We start from the raw sequence: 15,730 nt of genomic DNA, 5'->3' as shown, positions 1-15,730 counted from the left end.
TATGGCTCAGTGACCTTGCTCGGCAACGGCCTTGGCCGCTGTGATCAGGCACTTGGTCAGTTCCGGAGAGGAGAACTTGGTGAGCACGCCGTTGGCGCCGGCCAGTCGGGCTTTTTCGCTGTTCATGGCGCTGTCCAGCGAGGTGTGCAACAACACGTAGAGGTGGGCGAAGTCCGGTGTTTCGCGCAGGGTCCGGGTGAGGGCGTACCCGTCCATCTCCGACATCTCGATGTCGGATACGATCAGGTTGATTTGTTCGGCGGTGCCTTGCAGGTCCAGCAGGCACTCGATGGCTTCCTTGGCACTGCGGGCGGTGTGGCATTGCAGGCCGAGGTTGCGCAGGGTGTGCACCGATTGCTGCAGCGCGACCTGGCTGTCATCGACCACCAGGATCCGTGCGTTGCCCAGTACCTCGGCGTCTTCCATGCTCAGTTCGGTCGGCGCGGTTTCGATCTGTGCCGGTGCGATGCCGTGGATGACCTTTTCGATGTCCAGTACCTGCACCAGCGTGCCGTCCACCGAGGTCACGCCGGTGATGTACGAACGCACACCGCCGGAGCCGTAGGGCGGCGGTTTGATGTCGGTGGTCAGGCAATGCACGATCTTGCTTACCGCCTGCACATGCAGGCCCTGTTTGGAGCGGCTGACGTCGGTGACGATCAGGCAGCCGCCATCCGGGTCTTCCAGCGGCCGCTCGCCAATGGCGCGGCTCAGGTCGATCACCGACAACGATGTCCCGCGCAGGGTGGCGATGCCTTTGACGTGCGGATGCGACTCCGGCAGCTTGGTCAACGGTGGGCAGGGAATGATTTCACTGACCTTGAGCAGGTTGATTGCCATCAGCTTGCCGCTGCGCAAGGTAAACAGCAGAAGCGAAAGTGAATCTGCGCGGGCTTTGTTGGAAGACATAAAAACCTTCTGTGGAAAAAGGTGGGGCGAGCATACCGATCGCCAGAACAGCTTGTGATATTGGGTTATCGACTCGTTGGGGACAGGCTTTAGGGCGAAAGCCGTCGGTAACCCAATTCACTTGCTCAAATTTCCTTTGAGTGTGCCAACCCACAGGTTTCTATTTAAGCCCCAACCGCCGGGCCATCCGCCCCAGGTTCGCCCGGTCCAGCCCCAGCTCCCGGGCGGCGCTGGCCCAGTTGTGTTGGTGACGCTCCAGGCAGGCAGCGATCAGCGTGCGCTGGAACTCGTCCACCGCTTCGCGCAAGTCCCCCGTTACGCCCTGCGCGGTCGGTGTCGGGTTGATGGACGAAGGTGCGGGGCTGTCCAAAGGGGCCTGGGGCAAATCCAGGTCCTGGGCGCTGAGGCTGAGGATTTTCGGGCGCGTCGCGCACCGGCCCAAGGCCTTCAAGGCGCTGCGGCCGATCAGGTGTTCCAGTTCGCGCACATTGCCCGGCCAGTCGTAGGCCTGCAGCGCGGCCTGGGCGTCGCTGGTCAGGCGCAGGCTGCCCAGGCCCATGCGCGAACGATTGTGTTCCAGGAAGAACCCACTGAGCAGCAGCACGTCCCGCCCGCGATCACGCAGTGCCGGCACCTGCAGCGGGTACACACTCAAGCGGTGGTAGAAGTCGGCCCGATAACGGCCGTTGCGCACTTCTTCGGCCAGGTCGCGATTGGTGGCCGCGATCAGGCGCACATCGACCCGGTGTTCCTTGTCCGAGCCCAGGCGTTGCAGTTGGCCGCTCTGCAGCACGCGCAGCAACTTGGCCTGGACGGTCAGGGATAATTCACCCACTTCGTCGAGGAACAAGGTGCCACCGTCGGCCAGTTCGAACTTGCCGTGCCGGTCGTTCGTGGCCCCGGTGAAGGCGCCGCGTACATGGCCGAAGAGTTCACTTTCCACCAGCGTATCGGGCAGGGCGGCGCAATTGAGGCTGATGAGTGGCTGCTCGGCACGTTTCGACGCGGCATGGATGGCCTGGGCGACCAGTTCCTTGCCCACGCCGGTTTCGCCGGTGATCAGTACCGTCAGGTCGCTGCCGCCCACCAGTGCGATCTCTTCCACCAAGCGCTTGTGGGCCTTGCTCTGGCCGACCATGTCGCGAGGTTGCTGGCCGCTGGCCTGGCGATAGACCTCGGCGCGGCGGTGCTCGTCCTCGGCCTTCAAGGCCAGGCGTTCGATGCGTTCGGCGGCGCTGACCGTGGCGGCGGCGAGGCTGGCGAAGGCTTGCAGGGCACTCAGGTCGATGGGCTCGAAGCGCTCCGGATCCAGCGAATCCAGGGTCAGCAGGCCCCAGGGCCGTTCGTCGACGAACAGCGGGCAGCCCATGCAGTCGTGAACCTCCAGATGCTCGGCGAGCCCCTCGACCAGTCCGTCGTACGGATCGGGCAGGCCGCTGTCGGCGGCGAAACGGGTGGGTTGTGGGTTGGCCAGCAGCGCTTCGAAGCGCGGGTGTTCGCTGACCCGGAATCGCCGGCCCAGTGTATCGGTGCTCAGGCCATCCACGGCGAGCGGCACCAGGCAGTCGCCGTCCAGGCGCAACAACGCCGCCGCATCGCACGGCAGCAGGGCTCGCAAGGTGCCGAGCAGGCGCCGATAACGTTCGCCTTCAGGCAGTTCGCGGGACAGATCGGCCACCAGTGGCAGCAGGGAGGTCAGCAGGGCGGTTGCGGTCATAATGACTCCATGTAGTCGTAACGACTATAAGGTGGGCTGTGTCGATATGACTACATTATTCTTAACTAGATGATATTTAAGACAAAAATTTATGGCATGGAAACTGATAAGGCTTACCTAACTGTTATCGTTCATACGCCAGGAGTCACCCTATGCTCAGTCGAGAAGAACGCGCCATCATTCGCTCCACCGTTCCGTTGCTTGAAAGCGGTGGTGAGGCGCTGATCACTCACTTCTATCGCATGATGCTGTCCGAATACCCGCAGGTGCGCCCGCTATTCAACCAGGCGCACCAGGCCAGTGGCGATCAACCGCGTGCCTTGGCCAACGGTGTGTTGATGTATGCGCGGCACATTGACCAGCTCGATCAATTGGGCGACCTGGTGGCGAAGATCGTCAACAAGCACGTTGCCCTGCAAATCCTGCCGGAACATTACCCGATTGTCGGTTCGTGCCTGCTGCGGGCAATCGCCGAAGTGCTGGGCACAGAAATCGCCACGCCCGAAGTGATTGCGGCGTGGGGCGCAGCCTACAACCAGTTGGCCGATATCCTGATCGGTGCCGAAGCCGGCATGTACGACAAAAAGGCCGAGGCCCCGGGCGGCTGGCGTGGCGAGCGTGAATTCATCCTGACGGCCAAGGTGCAGGAAAGCTCGGAGATCACTTCGTTTTACTTTGAACCGGCGGACAAGGGCCCGATCCTGTTGGCCGAGCCGGGCCAGTACATTGGCATGAAACTCATGCTCGATGGCGAGGAAGTGCGCCGCAACTATTCACTGTCAGCCCTGGCGGACAATGGTCAATACCGTATCAGCGTCAAGCGCGAGCCGGGCGGGCGGGTGTCCAATCACCTGCATCATCATTTCGAAGTCGGCAGCCGCATCCAGTTGTTCCCGCCGTCCGGGGATTTCTACCTGACTGCCAGCGACAAACCGCTGGTGCTGATCAGTGGCGGCGTCGGTATCACCCCGACCCTGGCCATGTTGCAGGCGGCGCTGCAAACCGAGCGACCGGTGCATTTCATTCATTGCGCGCGCAACGGCCGTGCCCATGCCTTCCGCGACTGGATCGACGACCTGGCCAAGCGGCATCCGCAGCTCAAGCGCTTCTACTGCTACGACGAAGACGACGGCTTGAGCCCGGCGGCCGACAAGGTAGGGCTGTTGAGCCAGGAGCAACTGGCGCAATGGCTGCCACAGCAACGTGACCTGGACGCCTATTTCCTGGGACCGAAGGGCTTCATGGGCGCGGTCAAGCGCCACCTCAAGGCCTTGGGCGTGCCGGACCAGCAGAGCCGCTACGAATTCTTCGGCCCGGCGGCGGCACTGGAATAAGGTCGCGGCCAACTTGGGAAACCGGGTTGGCCTCATCGCGAGCAGGCTCGCTCCCACAAGGGGTTTGCTTTGGACACGATTCCTGTGAACACCGCAAAAAAACTGTGGGAGCGAGCCTGCTCGCGATGGCGGCGGCAGGTCCATCCCGGGTCCAACTGACCAGAATTAATCCGCACTTAACCTTCTAGCGGTCTATTCCCTTTCAATGTCGACGCCCGCTGCTCGTTCACTGTCATGGTCTGCGTGTAGACTTCGGGCATCCGACCGCGCGCGATTGTCGCCGTGCCGCGCGTCGATCCATGCAGACAAAGGGAAACGCAATGAGTGAGGAAATGATGCGCTTAGGCCGTGAGCGGCGCTATCTGGTGCTACTGGGGCTGATCTGCCTGGCGCTGATCGGCGGTGCGCTGTATATGCAGGTGGCCCTCGGTGAGGCACCGTGCCCACTGTGTATCCTGCAACGCTATGCACTGTTGCTGATCGCGATCTTCGCCTTCATCGGGGCCGCCATGCGCACCCGCCGCAGCCTGACGATCTTCGAAAGCCTGGTGGTGCTCAGCGCCTTGGCCGGGGCCGGTGTGGCCGGGCATCATGTGTACACCCAGTTCTTCCCCGCGGTCAGTTGTGGCATCGACGTGTTGCAACCGATTGTCGATGACCTGCCGCTGGCGAAGATTTTCCCGCTGGGGTTCCAGGTCGATGGCTTTTGCTCCACACCCTACCCACCGATCCTGGGACTGTCCCTGGCGCAATGGGCACTGGTGGCTTTCGTCTTGACCGTGGTGCTGGTGCCATTGCTGGTGTCACGTAACCGCAAACAGCTTCGCTGAAACGCCTTGATGAAACGCCCCGGTTTCTCTCCTGGAGAACCGGGGCGTTTTACGTTTCACTCTCGAACCGGATCGTCCTTGATCCGAAGCAAGAATAGGCTGCGACAATGTGCGACATGTTGTCACATATCTTGAGGCGCTCAGCCTTTTCAAGGGCGATCAGGCGCTGCTTCCTGTAATAAAAAACCGTCTGGTTTCGCAACCTGCCTATTGCCTGCAGCAGGCATTTTTAACAGCGAAGCGTCAGGTGCCAGAGGCCCCGAAAAATGGGCGCTTGCCGGGTAAATAACCTCCTCGCGATACTCCCGAGCTGTCTAAATCGGGCGTAGTAGCCCTACGTTTTTTGGGGTTCTTGTTGAGAATTAATTTCGATAACATGCTGGCTTGTTGCAATATCGGCGAAAGATTGTTGCCGGATCGGATAAAAATTATTTCGGGATGAGACATGGTCTACAGCGCCTCAGCTCACTACAATCGCCCGCACCGATTTTCCGACCCGGCTCAAGCTTGAGCACGAGAGTGGTCGAAGGGCGCCAGCGCCCCATGCGACCCCAAGGTGTCGGTGCCTCCAACTACCCGCACCAAATGGAATTGGGCTTGAACTAGGCCTTTGACCAACGAATAAGAACTCACTGCTGGCCCAGGATGTGTCGAACAGCCTCTGACGTTCGACGGGCAGCCCTTATTCAATCCAAGAAAATGCCAACCCTTGGCAGGGTGAAGTGTTGGCGATCAAAACCCAACTGCATTGCGCAAGCTGCTTTAGAGGTCGTGAGATGAGTAAAAACAGGTACCCCCGATTACTAGGCTTGTTGCCGCTGCTCGGCACGTTGCTGCTGGGAGGCTGCAACATGACCTTGCTCGATCCCAAGGGCCAGGTCGGCCTGGATGAACGAAACCTGATCATCACCGCCACGCTGCTGATGTTGCTGGTCGTTGTGCCGGTCATCGTCATGACCTTCCTGTTCGCCTGGAAGTACCGCGCAACCAATACCCAGGCCACCTACACGCCGAAGTGGTCGCATTCGACCAAGATCGAAGTGGCGGTGTGGACCATTCCGGTGCTGATCATCATTGCCCTGGGTTACATCACCTACAAGTCGACCCACGCCCTGGACCCGTATCGTCCGCTGGATTCCGACGTCAAGCCGATCACCATTGAAGTGGTCTCCATGGACTGGAAGTGGTTGTTCATCTATCCAGAGCAAGGCATTGCGACGGTCAACAAGATCGTGTTCCCGGCTCATACGCCGATCAACTTCAAGGTCACTTCCGACACCGTGATGAACTCGTTCTTCATCCCGGGCCTGGGTGGCCAGATCTACGCGATGGCGGGCATGCAGACCAAGCTGCACCTGATCGCCAACCAGAACGCCGAACTCGACGGTATCTCCGCCAACTACAGCGGCGCGGGCTTTACCGGCATGAAGTTCAAAGCAATCGCCACGACCCAGGAAGATTTCGACGCCTGGGTCAACGATGTGAAGAAGGCACCTAAACAGCTTGAAAAAGCTGAATACGAAGCCCTTTCCAAGCCGAGCCAGAACAACCCAGTCGAACTCTACTCGTCGGTTACGCCGAACCTGTTCCAGACCATCATCGACAAGTATGAAGGGATGAATCCGGGCAAGCCGATGCACCACGAGAAGAAAGAGAAGGAAGTGGCTCACAACATGGAAGGGATGGACATGAGCTCGCATTCAGCTGCCGGGGCAGAGGAGTAAACGATGTTTGGTAAATTAAGTTGGGAAGCGATCCCGTTCCACGAGCCGATTGTCATGGTGACCCTCGCCATCATCGCGCTCGGCGGCCTGGCGCTGTTCGCGGGGATCACTTACTTCAAGAAGTGGACCTACCTGTGGACCGAGTGGCTGACGTCGGTCGACCACAAGAAAATCGGCGTGATGTACATCATCGTCGCCATGGTCATGCTGCTGCGCGGTTTTGCCGACGCCATCATGATGCGTACCCAGCTGGCCATGGCCACCGAGGGTTCGCCTGGCTACCTGCCGCCTGAACACTATGACCAGATATTCACCGCCCACGGTGTGATCATGATCATCTTCATGGCGATGCCATTCTTCACCGGCCTGATGAACCTTGCAGTGCCGCTGCAGATCGGCGCCCGTGACGTTGCCTATCCGTTCCTGAACTCCCTGAGCTTCTGGCTGCTGGTGTCCGGCGTGGTGCTGATCAACCTGTCCCTGGGCGTTGGCGAATTCGCCAAGACCGGCTGGGTTGCCTATCCACCGCTGTCGGGCCTGCAATACAGTCCGGGCGTGGGCATGGACTACTACATCTGGGCGCTACAGCTATCTGGATTGGGGACAACGCTGACGGGGGTCAACTTCCTCGCCACCGTGCTGAAAATGCGTACCCCGGGCATGAAGCTGATGGACATGCCGATCTTCACCTGGACCTGCACCTGGGCCAACGTCCTGATCGTCGCTTCGTTCCCGATCCTGACCGCTACCCTGGCCCTGCTGACGCTTGACCGTTACATGGATTTCCACATTTTCACCAATGAACTTGGTGGCAATCCAATGATGTACGTGAACCTGTTCTGGGCCTGGGGTCACCCTGAGGTGTACATCCTGATCCTGCCGGCGTTCGGGATTTTCTCCGAAGTCATCTCGACCTTCTCCGGCAAGAAACTGTTCGGCCACCACTCGATGATCTACGCCAGCGGCGCGATCTCGGTGCTGGGCTTCATGGTCTGGCTGCACCACTTCTTCACCATGGGCTCGGGGGCCAGCGTCAACGCCTTCTTCGGCCTGGCGACCATGCTGATCTCGATCCCGACGGGTGTGAAGCTGTTCAACTGGCTGTTCACCATCTACCAGGGCCGCCTGCGTTTCACCAGCCACGTGCTGTGGACCCTGGGCTTCATGGTGACCTTCGCCATCGGCGGCATGACCGGCGTACTGCTGGCCATTCCAGGTGCTGACTTCGTCCTGCACAACAGCCTGTTCGTGATCGCGCACTTCCACAACGTGATCATCGGCGGTGCGGTGTTTGGCTATATCGCCGGCTTCGCCTTCTACTTCCCGAAAGCGTTCGGCTTCAAGCTGCACGAAGGTTGGGGCAAGGCAGCGTTCTGGTTCTGGATCTCGGGCTTCTTCGTCGCGTTCATGCCGCTCTATGCACTGGGCTTCATGGGCATGACCCGTCGCTTGAACGCCACCACCAACCCTGAGTGGGTGCCGTACCTGTACGTCGCCATGTTCGGTGCGGTGATGATCGCTGTCGGTATCGCCTGCCAGCTGATCCAGTTGTACGTCAGTGTGCGTGACCGCAAGAAGCCAGAGAACATGTGCGAACACGGCGACCCGTGGAATGCCCACACCCTGGAATGGTCGACCTCTTCGCCACCGCCGTTCTACAACTTCGCCGTGCTGCCCAAGGCAGACGTCATCGACCCGTTCACCGAAGCCAAGGAAGCCGGCACTGCGTACCAGGCTCCGGCCAAGTACGAGCCGATCCACATGCCCAACAACACCGCTACCGGTGTGGTCATGGGCGCGCTGCTGACCGTGTTCGGTTTCGCAATGATCTGGCACATCTGGTGGCTGGCCATCGCCAGCCTGGTTGGCACTGTCGTGTACTTCACTATCCATGCCGCCCGTGACGATCAGGGCTACATGGTGCCGGTGGATGTCATCGAGCGCATCGAAGCCGAGCAGCACAAGCGCCTGGTAGCGGCCGGGAAAGTCCCCGCCACCGCCACCCGTGTTGAAACCTCGTTGGAACAGGCTTAAACCATGTCGAATTTAGTGACCACTGTTGGACACGCCCATGGTCATGACCATGGGCACGATGACCATCACCACGACTCGGGCGAGATGACCGTATTCGGTTTCTGGCTCTACCTGATGACCGACTGCATTCTGTTTGCGTCGATCTTTGCGGTGTACGCGGTGCTGGTAAACAACGTTGCCGGTGGCCCGTCGGGCCACGACATCTTTGAACTGCCGTACGTACTGGGCGAAACCGCGCTGCTGCTGTTCAGCTCGATCACCTACGGCTTCGCCATGCTGGCGTTGTTCAAGGGCAAGAAAACCCAGGTGCTGGGCTGGTTGGCCATGACCTTCCTGCTGGGCGCCGGCTTTATCGCCATGGAGATCAACGAGTTCCATATCCTGATCGCCGAAGGCTACGGTCCAAGCCGCAGCGGCTTCCTGTCCGGGTTCTTCACCCTGGTCGGCACCCACGGCCTGCACGTGACCAGCGGCCTGATCTGGATGGCGATCATGATGTACCAGGTCCATAAAAACGGCCTGACTGCCACCAACAAGACGCGCCTGAGCTGCCTGAGCCTGTTCTGGCACTTCCTGGACGTGGTGTGGATCTGCGTATTCACCGTTGTTTATCTGATGGGGACCCTGTAAATGGCTAACGCACATTCCCATGATGGCCATGACGCCGGCCACGGCAGCGTCAAGTCCTACGCCATCGGCTTCATCCTGTCGGTGATCCTGACCGTCATCCCGTTCGGCCTGGTGATGTACCCGTCGCTGCCCAAGAGCCTGACCCTGTGGATCATCCTGATCTTCGCCGTGGTCCAGGTACTGGTGCACCTGGTGTACTTCCTGCACCTGGATCGCTCCGCCGCCCAACGTAACAACGTGGTCGCGTTTGTCTTTGCCGCGATCGTGATTGTCCTGCTGGTCGGCCTGTCGTTGTGGATCATGTTCAGCATCCACACCAACATGATGGCGCACTGAGGAAAGTCCGGATGTCCCTGAAGCACTTTATCCAAATCACCAAGCCGGGGATCATTTTCGGTAACGTGCTTTCTGTGGCAGGCGGGTTTTTCCTGGCCTCGAAAGGGCATGTCGATCTGGCCATCTTCCTGGCGGCGATGATCGGCACTTCCCTGGTGGTGGCGTCCGGTTGCGTGTTCAACAACTGCATCGACCGCGACATCGATATCAAGATGGAACGCACCAAGAATCGGGCGCTGGTCCAGGGCCTGATTCCGGTGCAACTGGCCCTGGCATTCGCCACGGTGCTGGGCGTGGCCGGCGTGGCGCTGCTGTACTGGGTGGCCAACCCGTTGGCGGCGCTGTTCGCGGTGATCGGTTTTGTCATCTACGTCGGCCTCTACAGTCTGTACCTCAAGCGCAAGTCGGTCCACGGCACGCTGGTGGGCAGCCTGTCGGGGGCGATGCCGCCAGTGATCGGCTACGTAGCGGTGAGCAACAGCTTCGACATGGCGGCGCTAACGCTGCTGGTGATGTTCAGCCTGTGGCAGATGCCGCATTCCTACGCCATCGCGATCTTCCGCTTCAACGACTACCTGGCGGCCTCGATTCCGGTGTTGCCGGTCAAGCGCGGCATCCGCGTGGCCAAGAAGCACATCCTGCTCTACATCCTGGCGTTCCTGGTGGCGACCTTGATGCTGACCTTCAGCGGCTACGCCGGCATGAGCTACCTCGCCGTCGCCGCTGCCATGGGCATGTACTGGCTGTACATGGCCTGGACCGGCTACAAGGCGGTGGATGACACGGTCTGGGCACGCAAGCTGTTCGTGTTCTCGATCTTCACCATCACCGCCCTGAGCGTCATGATGTCCCTGGACTTCAAGGTGCCAAGTGAGTTGCTGCTGACCTACGCTCCTTAAGCTTCAGACGCTGCAAAAAAAGCCCCGCCTTCGAGAGAAGCGCGGGGCTTTTTAATGGGTATTACTTTGGACTTCTGTGTGAGCAAGCTCGCTCCCACATGGGCTTATTGCTGGGCGATGCTGTAGCCGTCGAATGCCTTTTGCTGTTGCAGGGCGGTGACGATGCCTTTGCGGGTGGCCGGCTGTTCGGTGCCGTCATTGTCCAGGAAGATTTCGCTTTCCAGCTCGGCTTCGTCGCCTTCGCCTACGAAGTTGAAGCCCAGGAACTCGAAGGCCTCGCGGTCGACGTTCGGCTTGGAGCGTGGTGTGCGCAGGGGCAGGGTGACGCTGATGCCGTCCTTGCTGATGACAAACACTTCGGCTTCCTTCTTGGCCCGCGAGGCCTTGCCCTTGCTGCCGCTCGGGTTGCTGATGGCCTGGTGGGTCTGGTTCAGCACTTTCAGGGCCAGGCCGTAGACCAGCTCCTGGAACGACGGGTCGTCCTTGTAGCTGGAGAGGATGCGGCTGATCGGGAAGCGGCTGCTCAGGTCTTCCAGGGCCGCGAAATCGGCGGCTTCGGCGTCCTTGAGTTGTTTGAGCTGGCCCATCAGTTCGTAGGCCTTGTCGTCGTCGAAGGCATCGTGAGCCTGGCGGATGGCGTTGCGCAGTTCGCGGATCTGGTCGCTTTCGCGGTTCGACTGGAACGCATCGAGGACCATTTCGCTGATGGTTTTGGCCTGGGGCAGATGCTGTGAAAGATTGATGGAGTTTTCGTATTCCGCTTTGGACGACAGGGTGACTACGGATTCAGCGGTGTTGGAATCGGACATTGAAATTTCACTACTTCTGTTAGCGGGATGAGGCGAGAAAGGCATTGAGCTTTTTTCCGGTCGCCTAATCTATTGGACGCGGGCGGTGTTGTCACGGTCGGAGCTCATTCACAAATCACATTCTTACCCGACATCTTGGAGCGATACAGCGCCTGGTCCGCCCGGTGCAGCAATGCCGCCTGCTGTTCATCCTCGAATCGCTGCACCACACCAAAACTCATGGTGATCTGGAAGTCGCCCACCGGCAGCAGGTCGGACAAGCCCCGGCGAATGCTTTCCGCCAGCAGGCGGGCATCGGCCAGGGTGGTGTTGGGCAAGATCATGATGAATTCGTCACCGCCCCAGCGCACCAGCAAATCGCCGTCGCGCTCGCAGCGCTTGACGCTCTGCACCACTTGTATCAACGCTGCGTCGCCAAAGGCGTGGCCGTAGCGATCGTTGATGTCCTTGAAATCATCCACGTCCATGGCGATCAGCGACAACGGTTCGCGGAAACGTTGCGTGCGTTCACAGGCCAGCGGCAGCGCCTGGTCCAGGCGATAACGGTTGGCGACCCGGGTCAGGGCGTCGGTTTCGGCAAGCCTGCGGTTCTCGTCGAGCTGGATCTGCAACTGATGGTTGACCCGGGACAGTTCGCGGGTGCGTTCTTCGATCACGGCTTCCAGGGATTTGTTGCGCCGCTCCAGCTGCTCGAACAGGCGCTTCTTGTCATCGATGCTGCGATGGGCGCCGATCATGCGCGCCACCGTGCCGTCCGGGTTGCGAGCGATCACGTAGCCGCGATCCTCGATCCAGATGTAGGAACCGTCGTGGGTGCGGCAGCGGTATTCGGCTTGGTAGGCGTGGGATCGGTGTTCCAGGTAATCGTCGAACAACGCCATGACCCGTGGATAGTCATCCGGGTGGATCACGTTCTCCCAGGTCAGCACGGTGTTGTCCAGTGAGTGGGGCAGGTAGCCAAGCATCGTGTACCAGCCGGGGTTGCGGTAGACGAAGCCGGTGTTGGCATTCCAGTCCCAGATGCCATCGCTGACCAGTTCCAGGATGGTGTGCAGTACGCCTTCGTCCAGATCGGACAGGTCGAACCGCAGCATGTCGATGTTCGAGGCATCTCCCATCGTCGTTTCCTCAATCAGCCTTGATATCAAAATGCTCGTCCAAGGAGGAAGAGTAGCTGATGGGGGGCGGGGTCACTAGCGGGGTAGCGACGTCCAGCCAAGCCAGGGCACGCTTTTGTGGCGAGGGGATAAATCCCCTCGCCACAAGGGCTTGTCCACAACATCATTCGGCTGGGGTTGGGTGTTTGCCCCATTTCTCCAGCGCGAACTCGACAAAACTGCGCAGTTTCGGCAAACGGTAGCGATCCTGCGCGTACATCAGGCTCATTGGGCGATGGGGCAACTGGTAGCCCTGCAACAACGTCACCAGGTGTCCATCCTTCAGGTCCTGGGCCACCAGCGCATCAGGCAGCATGACTACGCCCATCCCGGCCAGGGCGGCGCGATGCAGGCCCGAGGAGCTGTTGATCAGCATCGGCCCGTTCACCGGGACCTTGATCTCGCCTTCCGGGCCGTTGATCGGCCAATGATCCTGGGCGAAGCGCCATTCGTCTGCTGCCGAATAGGCGAACGACAGGCAGTCGTGCTGCCGCAGGTCCGCAGGTTTTTCCGGTGTGCCGCGCCGAGCCAGGTAGGCAGGGGAGGCGCAGATGGTCAGGGTGTAGTCCACCAACGGGCGGGCAATCAGTTTCGGGTCGGGATGGCCGAGGCGGATAGCGACGTCGAATCCATGTTCGAGCAGGTCCAGCCGCTGGTTGGTCAGTACCACGTCGAGCTTGACCTGGGCGAAGCGCTGGCTGAATTCAGCCAGGGCCGGCGCGAGGCGTTCGGAGCCGAAGGTCAGCGGCGCGGTGATGCGCAGGGTGCCGGTGGGCTCGCCCTGGGTCTGTTCGGCCAGGCGTTCGGAGTCGGCCACCAGCCCCAGTACTTCCAGGCAGCGTTGGTAGTAGGCCGAGCCGAACTCGGTCAGGCGCTGGCGCCGCGTCGTACGGTTGATCAGGCGTACGCCGAGACGTTGCTCCAGCGCCCGAAGATGATTGCCCACCATGGTGGTGGACATTTCGCACGCCTGGGCCGCCGCCGTCAGGCTTCCGGTTTCTACCACCTTCACGTAAACGGTCATCGCCTGGAACAAATCCATTATCAAGCTCAGCTTTTAAATGATTGAAGTAAAGCAGCGTTTATCCAGCCTTGGTGGCTAACCATACTGGAAAAAACCAACCAAATGGAGCTTGATGCCATGACCGCTGCCTGCCTGATGACCACTTACCAACCCCTGGCGCTGAGTTTCACCCATGGCTTGGGGACGCGCCTGTGGGACCAGGACGGCCGCGAATACCTCGATGCGGTGGCGGGCGTGGCAGTGACCAATGTCGGCCACTCCCACCCGCGGCTGGTGGCCGCCATCAGCGAGCAGGCCGGCCTGCTGTTGCACACGTCCAACCTATACAGCATCGATTGGCAGCAACGCCTGGCGCAAAAGCTCACTCAGCTGTCGGGGCTGGAGCGGGCGTTTTTCAACAACTCAGGCGCCGAGGCCAACGAAACCGCACTGAAACTGGCGCGCCTCTATGGTTGGCACAAGGGCATCGAGCAGCCATTGGTGGTGGTCATGGACAATGCGTTCCACGGGCGCACATTGGGTACGATGTGCGCCAGTGACGGCCCGTCGGTGCGGCTGGGCTACAACCGCTTGCCGGGGGATTTCATCAAGGTGCCGTTCGGCGATCTCGCGGCGTTGGAAGCGATCCCGCAGGCCCATGCCGAGCGCATCGTCGCGGTACTGGTGGAGCCGATCCAGGGCGAGAGCGGTGTGCAAATCGCCCCGCCGGGTTACCTCAAGGCCTTGCGGCAGTTGTGCAGCCGGCGCGCCTGGCTGTTGATGCTCGACGAGATCCAGACCGGTATCGGTCGTACCGGCCAATGGTTCGCGTTCCAGCACGAGGGCATCGTGCCGGACGTCATGACCCTCGCCAAAGGCCTGGGCAACGGCGTGCCCATTGGGGCCTGCCTGGCACGGGGCAAGGCAGCCGAGCTGTTTACCCCTGGCAGCCATGGCAGTACGTTCGGCGGTAATCCGCTGGCCTGTCGGGTCGGCTGCACGGTGCTGGAGATCATTGAGCAACAAGCGCTGGTGGACAACGCCAGGCATCAGGGTGAACAGTTGCTGAGCCGGCTGCGGGCCGAGTTGGCGGACAATCCGAATGTCTTGGCGATTCGCGGCCAGGGGTTGATGATCGGCATCGAACTCAAGCAACCGGTCCGCGACTTGGCCCTTCGCGCCGCTCGGGACCACGGCCTGTTGATCAATATCACTCGGGGCCAGACCATCCGGCTGCTGCCGCCGTTGACGATCGATGGACGGGAAGTGGAGATGATTGTCCGGGGCGTGAGCCGCTGTCTGGCGCAGGGGTGAGGGGCGTTCGCCCGGACGCCGGTTTATTATCGGTCAGCCGGGCGAAGCGCAACGCAGCGCGACGGAATTTTTAACGATTGCCGCGTTCCAACGCCTGCCAGAGTCGATTGCCTACACTTTGGCATTCAGACTGAAAACCCAGGAGCATCTTCATGTTCACCTCGCGTCGCTTGATCGTTGTCGCAACTGCTGTGGCCCTGTTGTCCGGCTGTGCGTCGCCTAACCCCTACGACAACCAGGGCCAGGCCTCTACCGAATCTTCGGGCATGAGCAAAACCGCCAAGTATGGCGGCCTCGGTGCACTGGCGGGGGCGTTGGCCGGTGCGGCCATCGGTCACGATAACCGTGGCAAGGGTGCGTTGATTGGTGCCGCGGTGGTGGGGGCTTCCGCGGCCGGTTACGGCTACTACGCCGACCAGCAGGAAAAGAAGCTGCGTGCGAGCATGGCCAATACCGGCGTTGAAGTGCAGCGCCAGGGCGACCAGATCAAGCTGATCATGCCGGGCAACATCACCTTCGCCACCGACTCGGCGAACATCGCCTCCAGCTTCTACCAGCCGCTGAACAACCTGGCCAACTCCCTCAAGGAGTTCAACCAGAACCAGATCGAAATCGTCGGCTACACCGACAGCACCGGCAGCCGCCAGCACAACATGGACCTGTCCCAGCGACGCGCCCAGAGCGTGGCGACCTACCTGACGTCCCAGGGCGTGAGCGGTGCCAACCTGTCGGCCCGTGGCGCCGGCCCGGACAACCCGGTGGCCAGCAACGCCGACGTCAATGGTCGTGCGCAAAACCGTCGTGTCGAGGTCAACCTCAAGGCCATTCCCGGTCAGCAGTACCAGGCGCCGCAGCAGCAGGGCCAGACTTACCAGCAGTACCCATAACGGCTGGGCGGCAAACGAAACGGGGGCTCTGGAAACAGGGCCCCCGTTTTTTTGTAGCTGTCAGTTTCTATCCGCCTGATGCCGCCCTTTGTGGCGACGGGATTTGTGGGAGCAAAGCTTGCTCGCGAAACAGGCGCCTCGATTTTC

General features: G+C 60.6%; 14 protein-coding genes. 9 read left to right on the top strand and 5 right to left on the bottom strand.

What is annotated here, in order from left to right:
- Nucleotides 1–6 precede the first annotated feature (6 nt).
- Entirely contained in the window at nucleotides 7–909 is a 903-nt protein-coding gene (locus HU749_RS24600; RefSeq protein WP_014340109.1) for a chemotaxis protein CheV, read from the bottom strand.
- Nucleotides 910–1,069: 160 nt separating this feature from the next.
- A complete protein-coding gene (gene norR, locus HU749_RS24595) occupies nucleotides 1,070–2,626 on the bottom strand; it encodes a nitric oxide reductase transcriptional regulator NorR (RefSeq protein WP_095962315.1) in 1,557 nt (518 codons plus the stop codon).
- Between the two features lie 152 nt (nucleotides 2,627–2,778).
- Between norR and hmpA the strand changes: the two genes are divergently transcribed.
- From hmpA to cyoE, 7 genes are all read left to right on the top strand, one after another.
- Complete coding sequence (gene hmpA / locus HU749_RS24590; RefSeq protein ID WP_079302591.1) at nucleotides 2,779–3,960, top strand: NO-inducible flavohemoprotein; 1,182 nt, start codon at nucleotides 2,779–2,781, stop codon at nucleotides 3,958–3,960.
- A 320-nt stretch (nucleotides 3,961–4,280) separates the two neighbouring features.
- Nucleotides 4,281–4,790 carry a disulfide bond formation protein B gene (locus HU749_RS24585; protein ID WP_046063587.1) on the top strand — a complete coding sequence of 170 codons (510 nt, stop codon included), beginning with the start codon at nucleotides 4,281–4,283 and terminating at the stop codon, nucleotides 4,788–4,790.
- Nucleotides 4,791–5,566: 776 nt separating this feature from the next.
- Nucleotides 5,567–6,514 carry a ubiquinol oxidase subunit II gene (gene cyoA / locus HU749_RS24580; RefSeq protein ID WP_095962316.1) on the top strand — a complete coding sequence of 316 codons (948 nt, stop codon included), beginning with the start codon at nucleotides 5,567–5,569 and terminating at the stop codon, nucleotides 6,512–6,514.
- 3 nt (nucleotides 6,515–6,517) lie between these two features.
- Nucleotides 6,518–8,548, top strand: a complete 2,031-nt coding sequence (gene cyoB, locus HU749_RS24575; RefSeq protein WP_046063589.1) for a cytochrome o ubiquinol oxidase subunit I — start codon at nucleotides 6,518–6,520, stop codon at nucleotides 8,546–8,548.
- Nucleotides 8,549–8,551: 3 nt separating this feature from the next.
- Nucleotides 8,552–9,178: a cytochrome o ubiquinol oxidase subunit III gene (locus HU749_RS24570; protein ID WP_014340103.1), complete on the top strand. Its 627-nt coding sequence runs from the start codon at nucleotides 8,552–8,554 to the stop codon at nucleotides 9,176–9,178.
- The gene (cyoD, locus tag HU749_RS24565; RefSeq protein ID WP_014340102.1) at nucleotides 9,179–9,514 is read left to right on the top strand and encodes a cytochrome o ubiquinol oxidase subunit IV; all 336 of its coding nucleotides are present in this window, start codon (nucleotides 9,179–9,181) and stop codon (nucleotides 9,512–9,514) included.
- Nucleotides 9,515–9,525: 11 nt separating this feature from the next.
- Nucleotides 9,526–10,413, top strand: a complete 888-nt coding sequence (cyoE, locus tag HU749_RS24560) for a heme o synthase (protein ID WP_003178131.1) — start codon at nucleotides 9,526–9,528, stop codon at nucleotides 10,411–10,413.
- 104 nt (nucleotides 10,414–10,517) lie between these two features.
- On the opposite strand, the gene HU749_RS24555 is transcribed toward cyoE, so the two are convergent.
- From HU749_RS24555 to HU749_RS24545, 3 genes are all read right to left on the bottom strand, one after another.
- On the bottom strand, nucleotides 10,518–11,222 hold the full coding sequence (locus tag HU749_RS24555) for a hypothetical protein (protein WP_079302590.1): 705 nt from the start codon (nucleotides 11,220–11,222) through the stop codon (nucleotides 10,518–10,520).
- Nucleotides 11,223–11,326: 104 nt separating this feature from the next.
- Nucleotides 11,327–12,340 carry a sensor domain-containing diguanylate cyclase gene (locus HU749_RS24550; RefSeq protein WP_186651841.1) on the bottom strand — a complete coding sequence of 338 codons (1,014 nt, stop codon included), beginning with the start codon at nucleotides 12,338–12,340 and terminating at the stop codon, nucleotides 11,327–11,329.
- Nucleotides 12,341–12,503: 163 nt separating this feature from the next.
- Nucleotides 12,504–13,421 (bottom strand): LysR family transcriptional regulator, encoded by a 918-nt coding sequence (locus HU749_RS24545; protein WP_079302589.1) that lies wholly within the window; start codon nucleotides 13,419–13,421, stop codon nucleotides 12,504–12,506.
- Nucleotides 13,422–13,520: 99 nt separating this feature from the next.
- On the opposite strand from HU749_RS24545, the gene HU749_RS24540 reads away from it, so the two are divergent.
- Together HU749_RS24540 and HU749_RS24535 are read left to right on the top strand one after the other, a co-directional pair.
- Entirely contained in the window at nucleotides 13,521–14,696 is a 1,176-nt protein-coding gene (locus HU749_RS24540) for an aspartate aminotransferase family protein (protein WP_079302588.1), read from the top strand.
- Nucleotides 14,697–14,848: 152 nt separating this feature from the next.
- The gene (locus HU749_RS24535; protein WP_018604257.1) at nucleotides 14,849–15,583 is read left to right on the top strand and encodes a YiaD family glycine zipper/OmpA-like lipoprotein; all 735 of its coding nucleotides are present in this window, start codon (nucleotides 14,849–14,851) and stop codon (nucleotides 15,581–15,583) included.
- Nucleotides 15,584–15,730 lie beyond the last annotated feature (147 nt).

Source organism: Pseudomonas ogarae (genome assembly GCF_014268695.2).
In the GTDB taxonomy this organism is placed as follows: Bacteria; Pseudomonadota; Gammaproteobacteria; order Pseudomonadales; family Pseudomonadaceae; genus Aquipseudomonas; species Aquipseudomonas kilonensis.
The sequence above is the reverse complement of the archived record's forward strand: the minus strand, read 5'-3'. Positions and strand labels throughout refer to the sequence as shown.

Excerpts from the sequence above, each read along its gene's own strand:
- HU749_RS24600 (WP_014340109.1), bottom strand. The coding sequence starts at position 909 with ATGTCTTCCAACAAAGCCCGCGCAGATTCACTTTCGCTTCTGCTGTTT.
- norR (WP_095962315.1), bottom strand. The coding sequence starts at position 2,626 with ATGACCGCAACCGCCCTGCTGACCTCCCTGCTGCCACTGGTGGCCGAT.
- hmpA (WP_079302591.1), top strand. The coding sequence starts at position 2,779 with ATGCTCAGTCGAGAAGAACGCGCCATCATTCGCTCCACCGTTCCGTTG.
- HU749_RS24585 (WP_046063587.1), top strand. The coding sequence starts at position 4,281 with ATGAGTGAGGAAATGATGCGCTTAGGCCGTGAGCGGCGCTATCTGGTG.
- cyoA (WP_095962316.1), top strand. The coding sequence starts at position 5,567 with ATGAGTAAAAACAGGTACCCCCGATTACTAGGCTTGTTGCCGCTGCTC.
- cyoB (WP_046063589.1), top strand. The coding sequence starts at position 6,518 with ATGTTTGGTAAATTAAGTTGGGAAGCGATCCCGTTCCACGAGCCGATT.
- HU749_RS24570 (WP_014340103.1), top strand. The coding sequence starts at position 8,552 with ATGTCGAATTTAGTGACCACTGTTGGACACGCCCATGGTCATGACCAT.
- cyoD (WP_014340102.1), top strand. The coding sequence starts at position 9,179 with ATGGCTAACGCACATTCCCATGATGGCCATGACGCCGGCCACGGCAGC.
- cyoE (WP_003178131.1), top strand. The coding sequence starts at position 9,526 with ATGTCCCTGAAGCACTTTATCCAAATCACCAAGCCGGGGATCATTTTC.
- HU749_RS24555 (WP_079302590.1), bottom strand. The coding sequence starts at position 11,222 with ATGTCCGATTCCAACACCGCTGAATCCGTAGTCACCCTGTCGTCCAAA.
- HU749_RS24550 (WP_186651841.1), bottom strand. The coding sequence starts at position 12,340 with ATGGGAGATGCCTCGAACATCGACATGCTGCGGTTCGACCTGTCCGAT.
- HU749_RS24545 (WP_079302589.1), bottom strand. The coding sequence starts at position 13,421 with ATGGATTTGTTCCAGGCGATGACCGTTTACGTGAAGGTGGTAGAAACC.
- HU749_RS24540 (WP_079302588.1), top strand. The coding sequence starts at position 13,521 with ATGACCGCTGCCTGCCTGATGACCACTTACCAACCCCTGGCGCTGAGT.
- HU749_RS24535 (WP_018604257.1), top strand. The coding sequence starts at position 14,849 with ATGTTCACCTCGCGTCGCTTGATCGTTGTCGCAACTGCTGTGGCCCTG.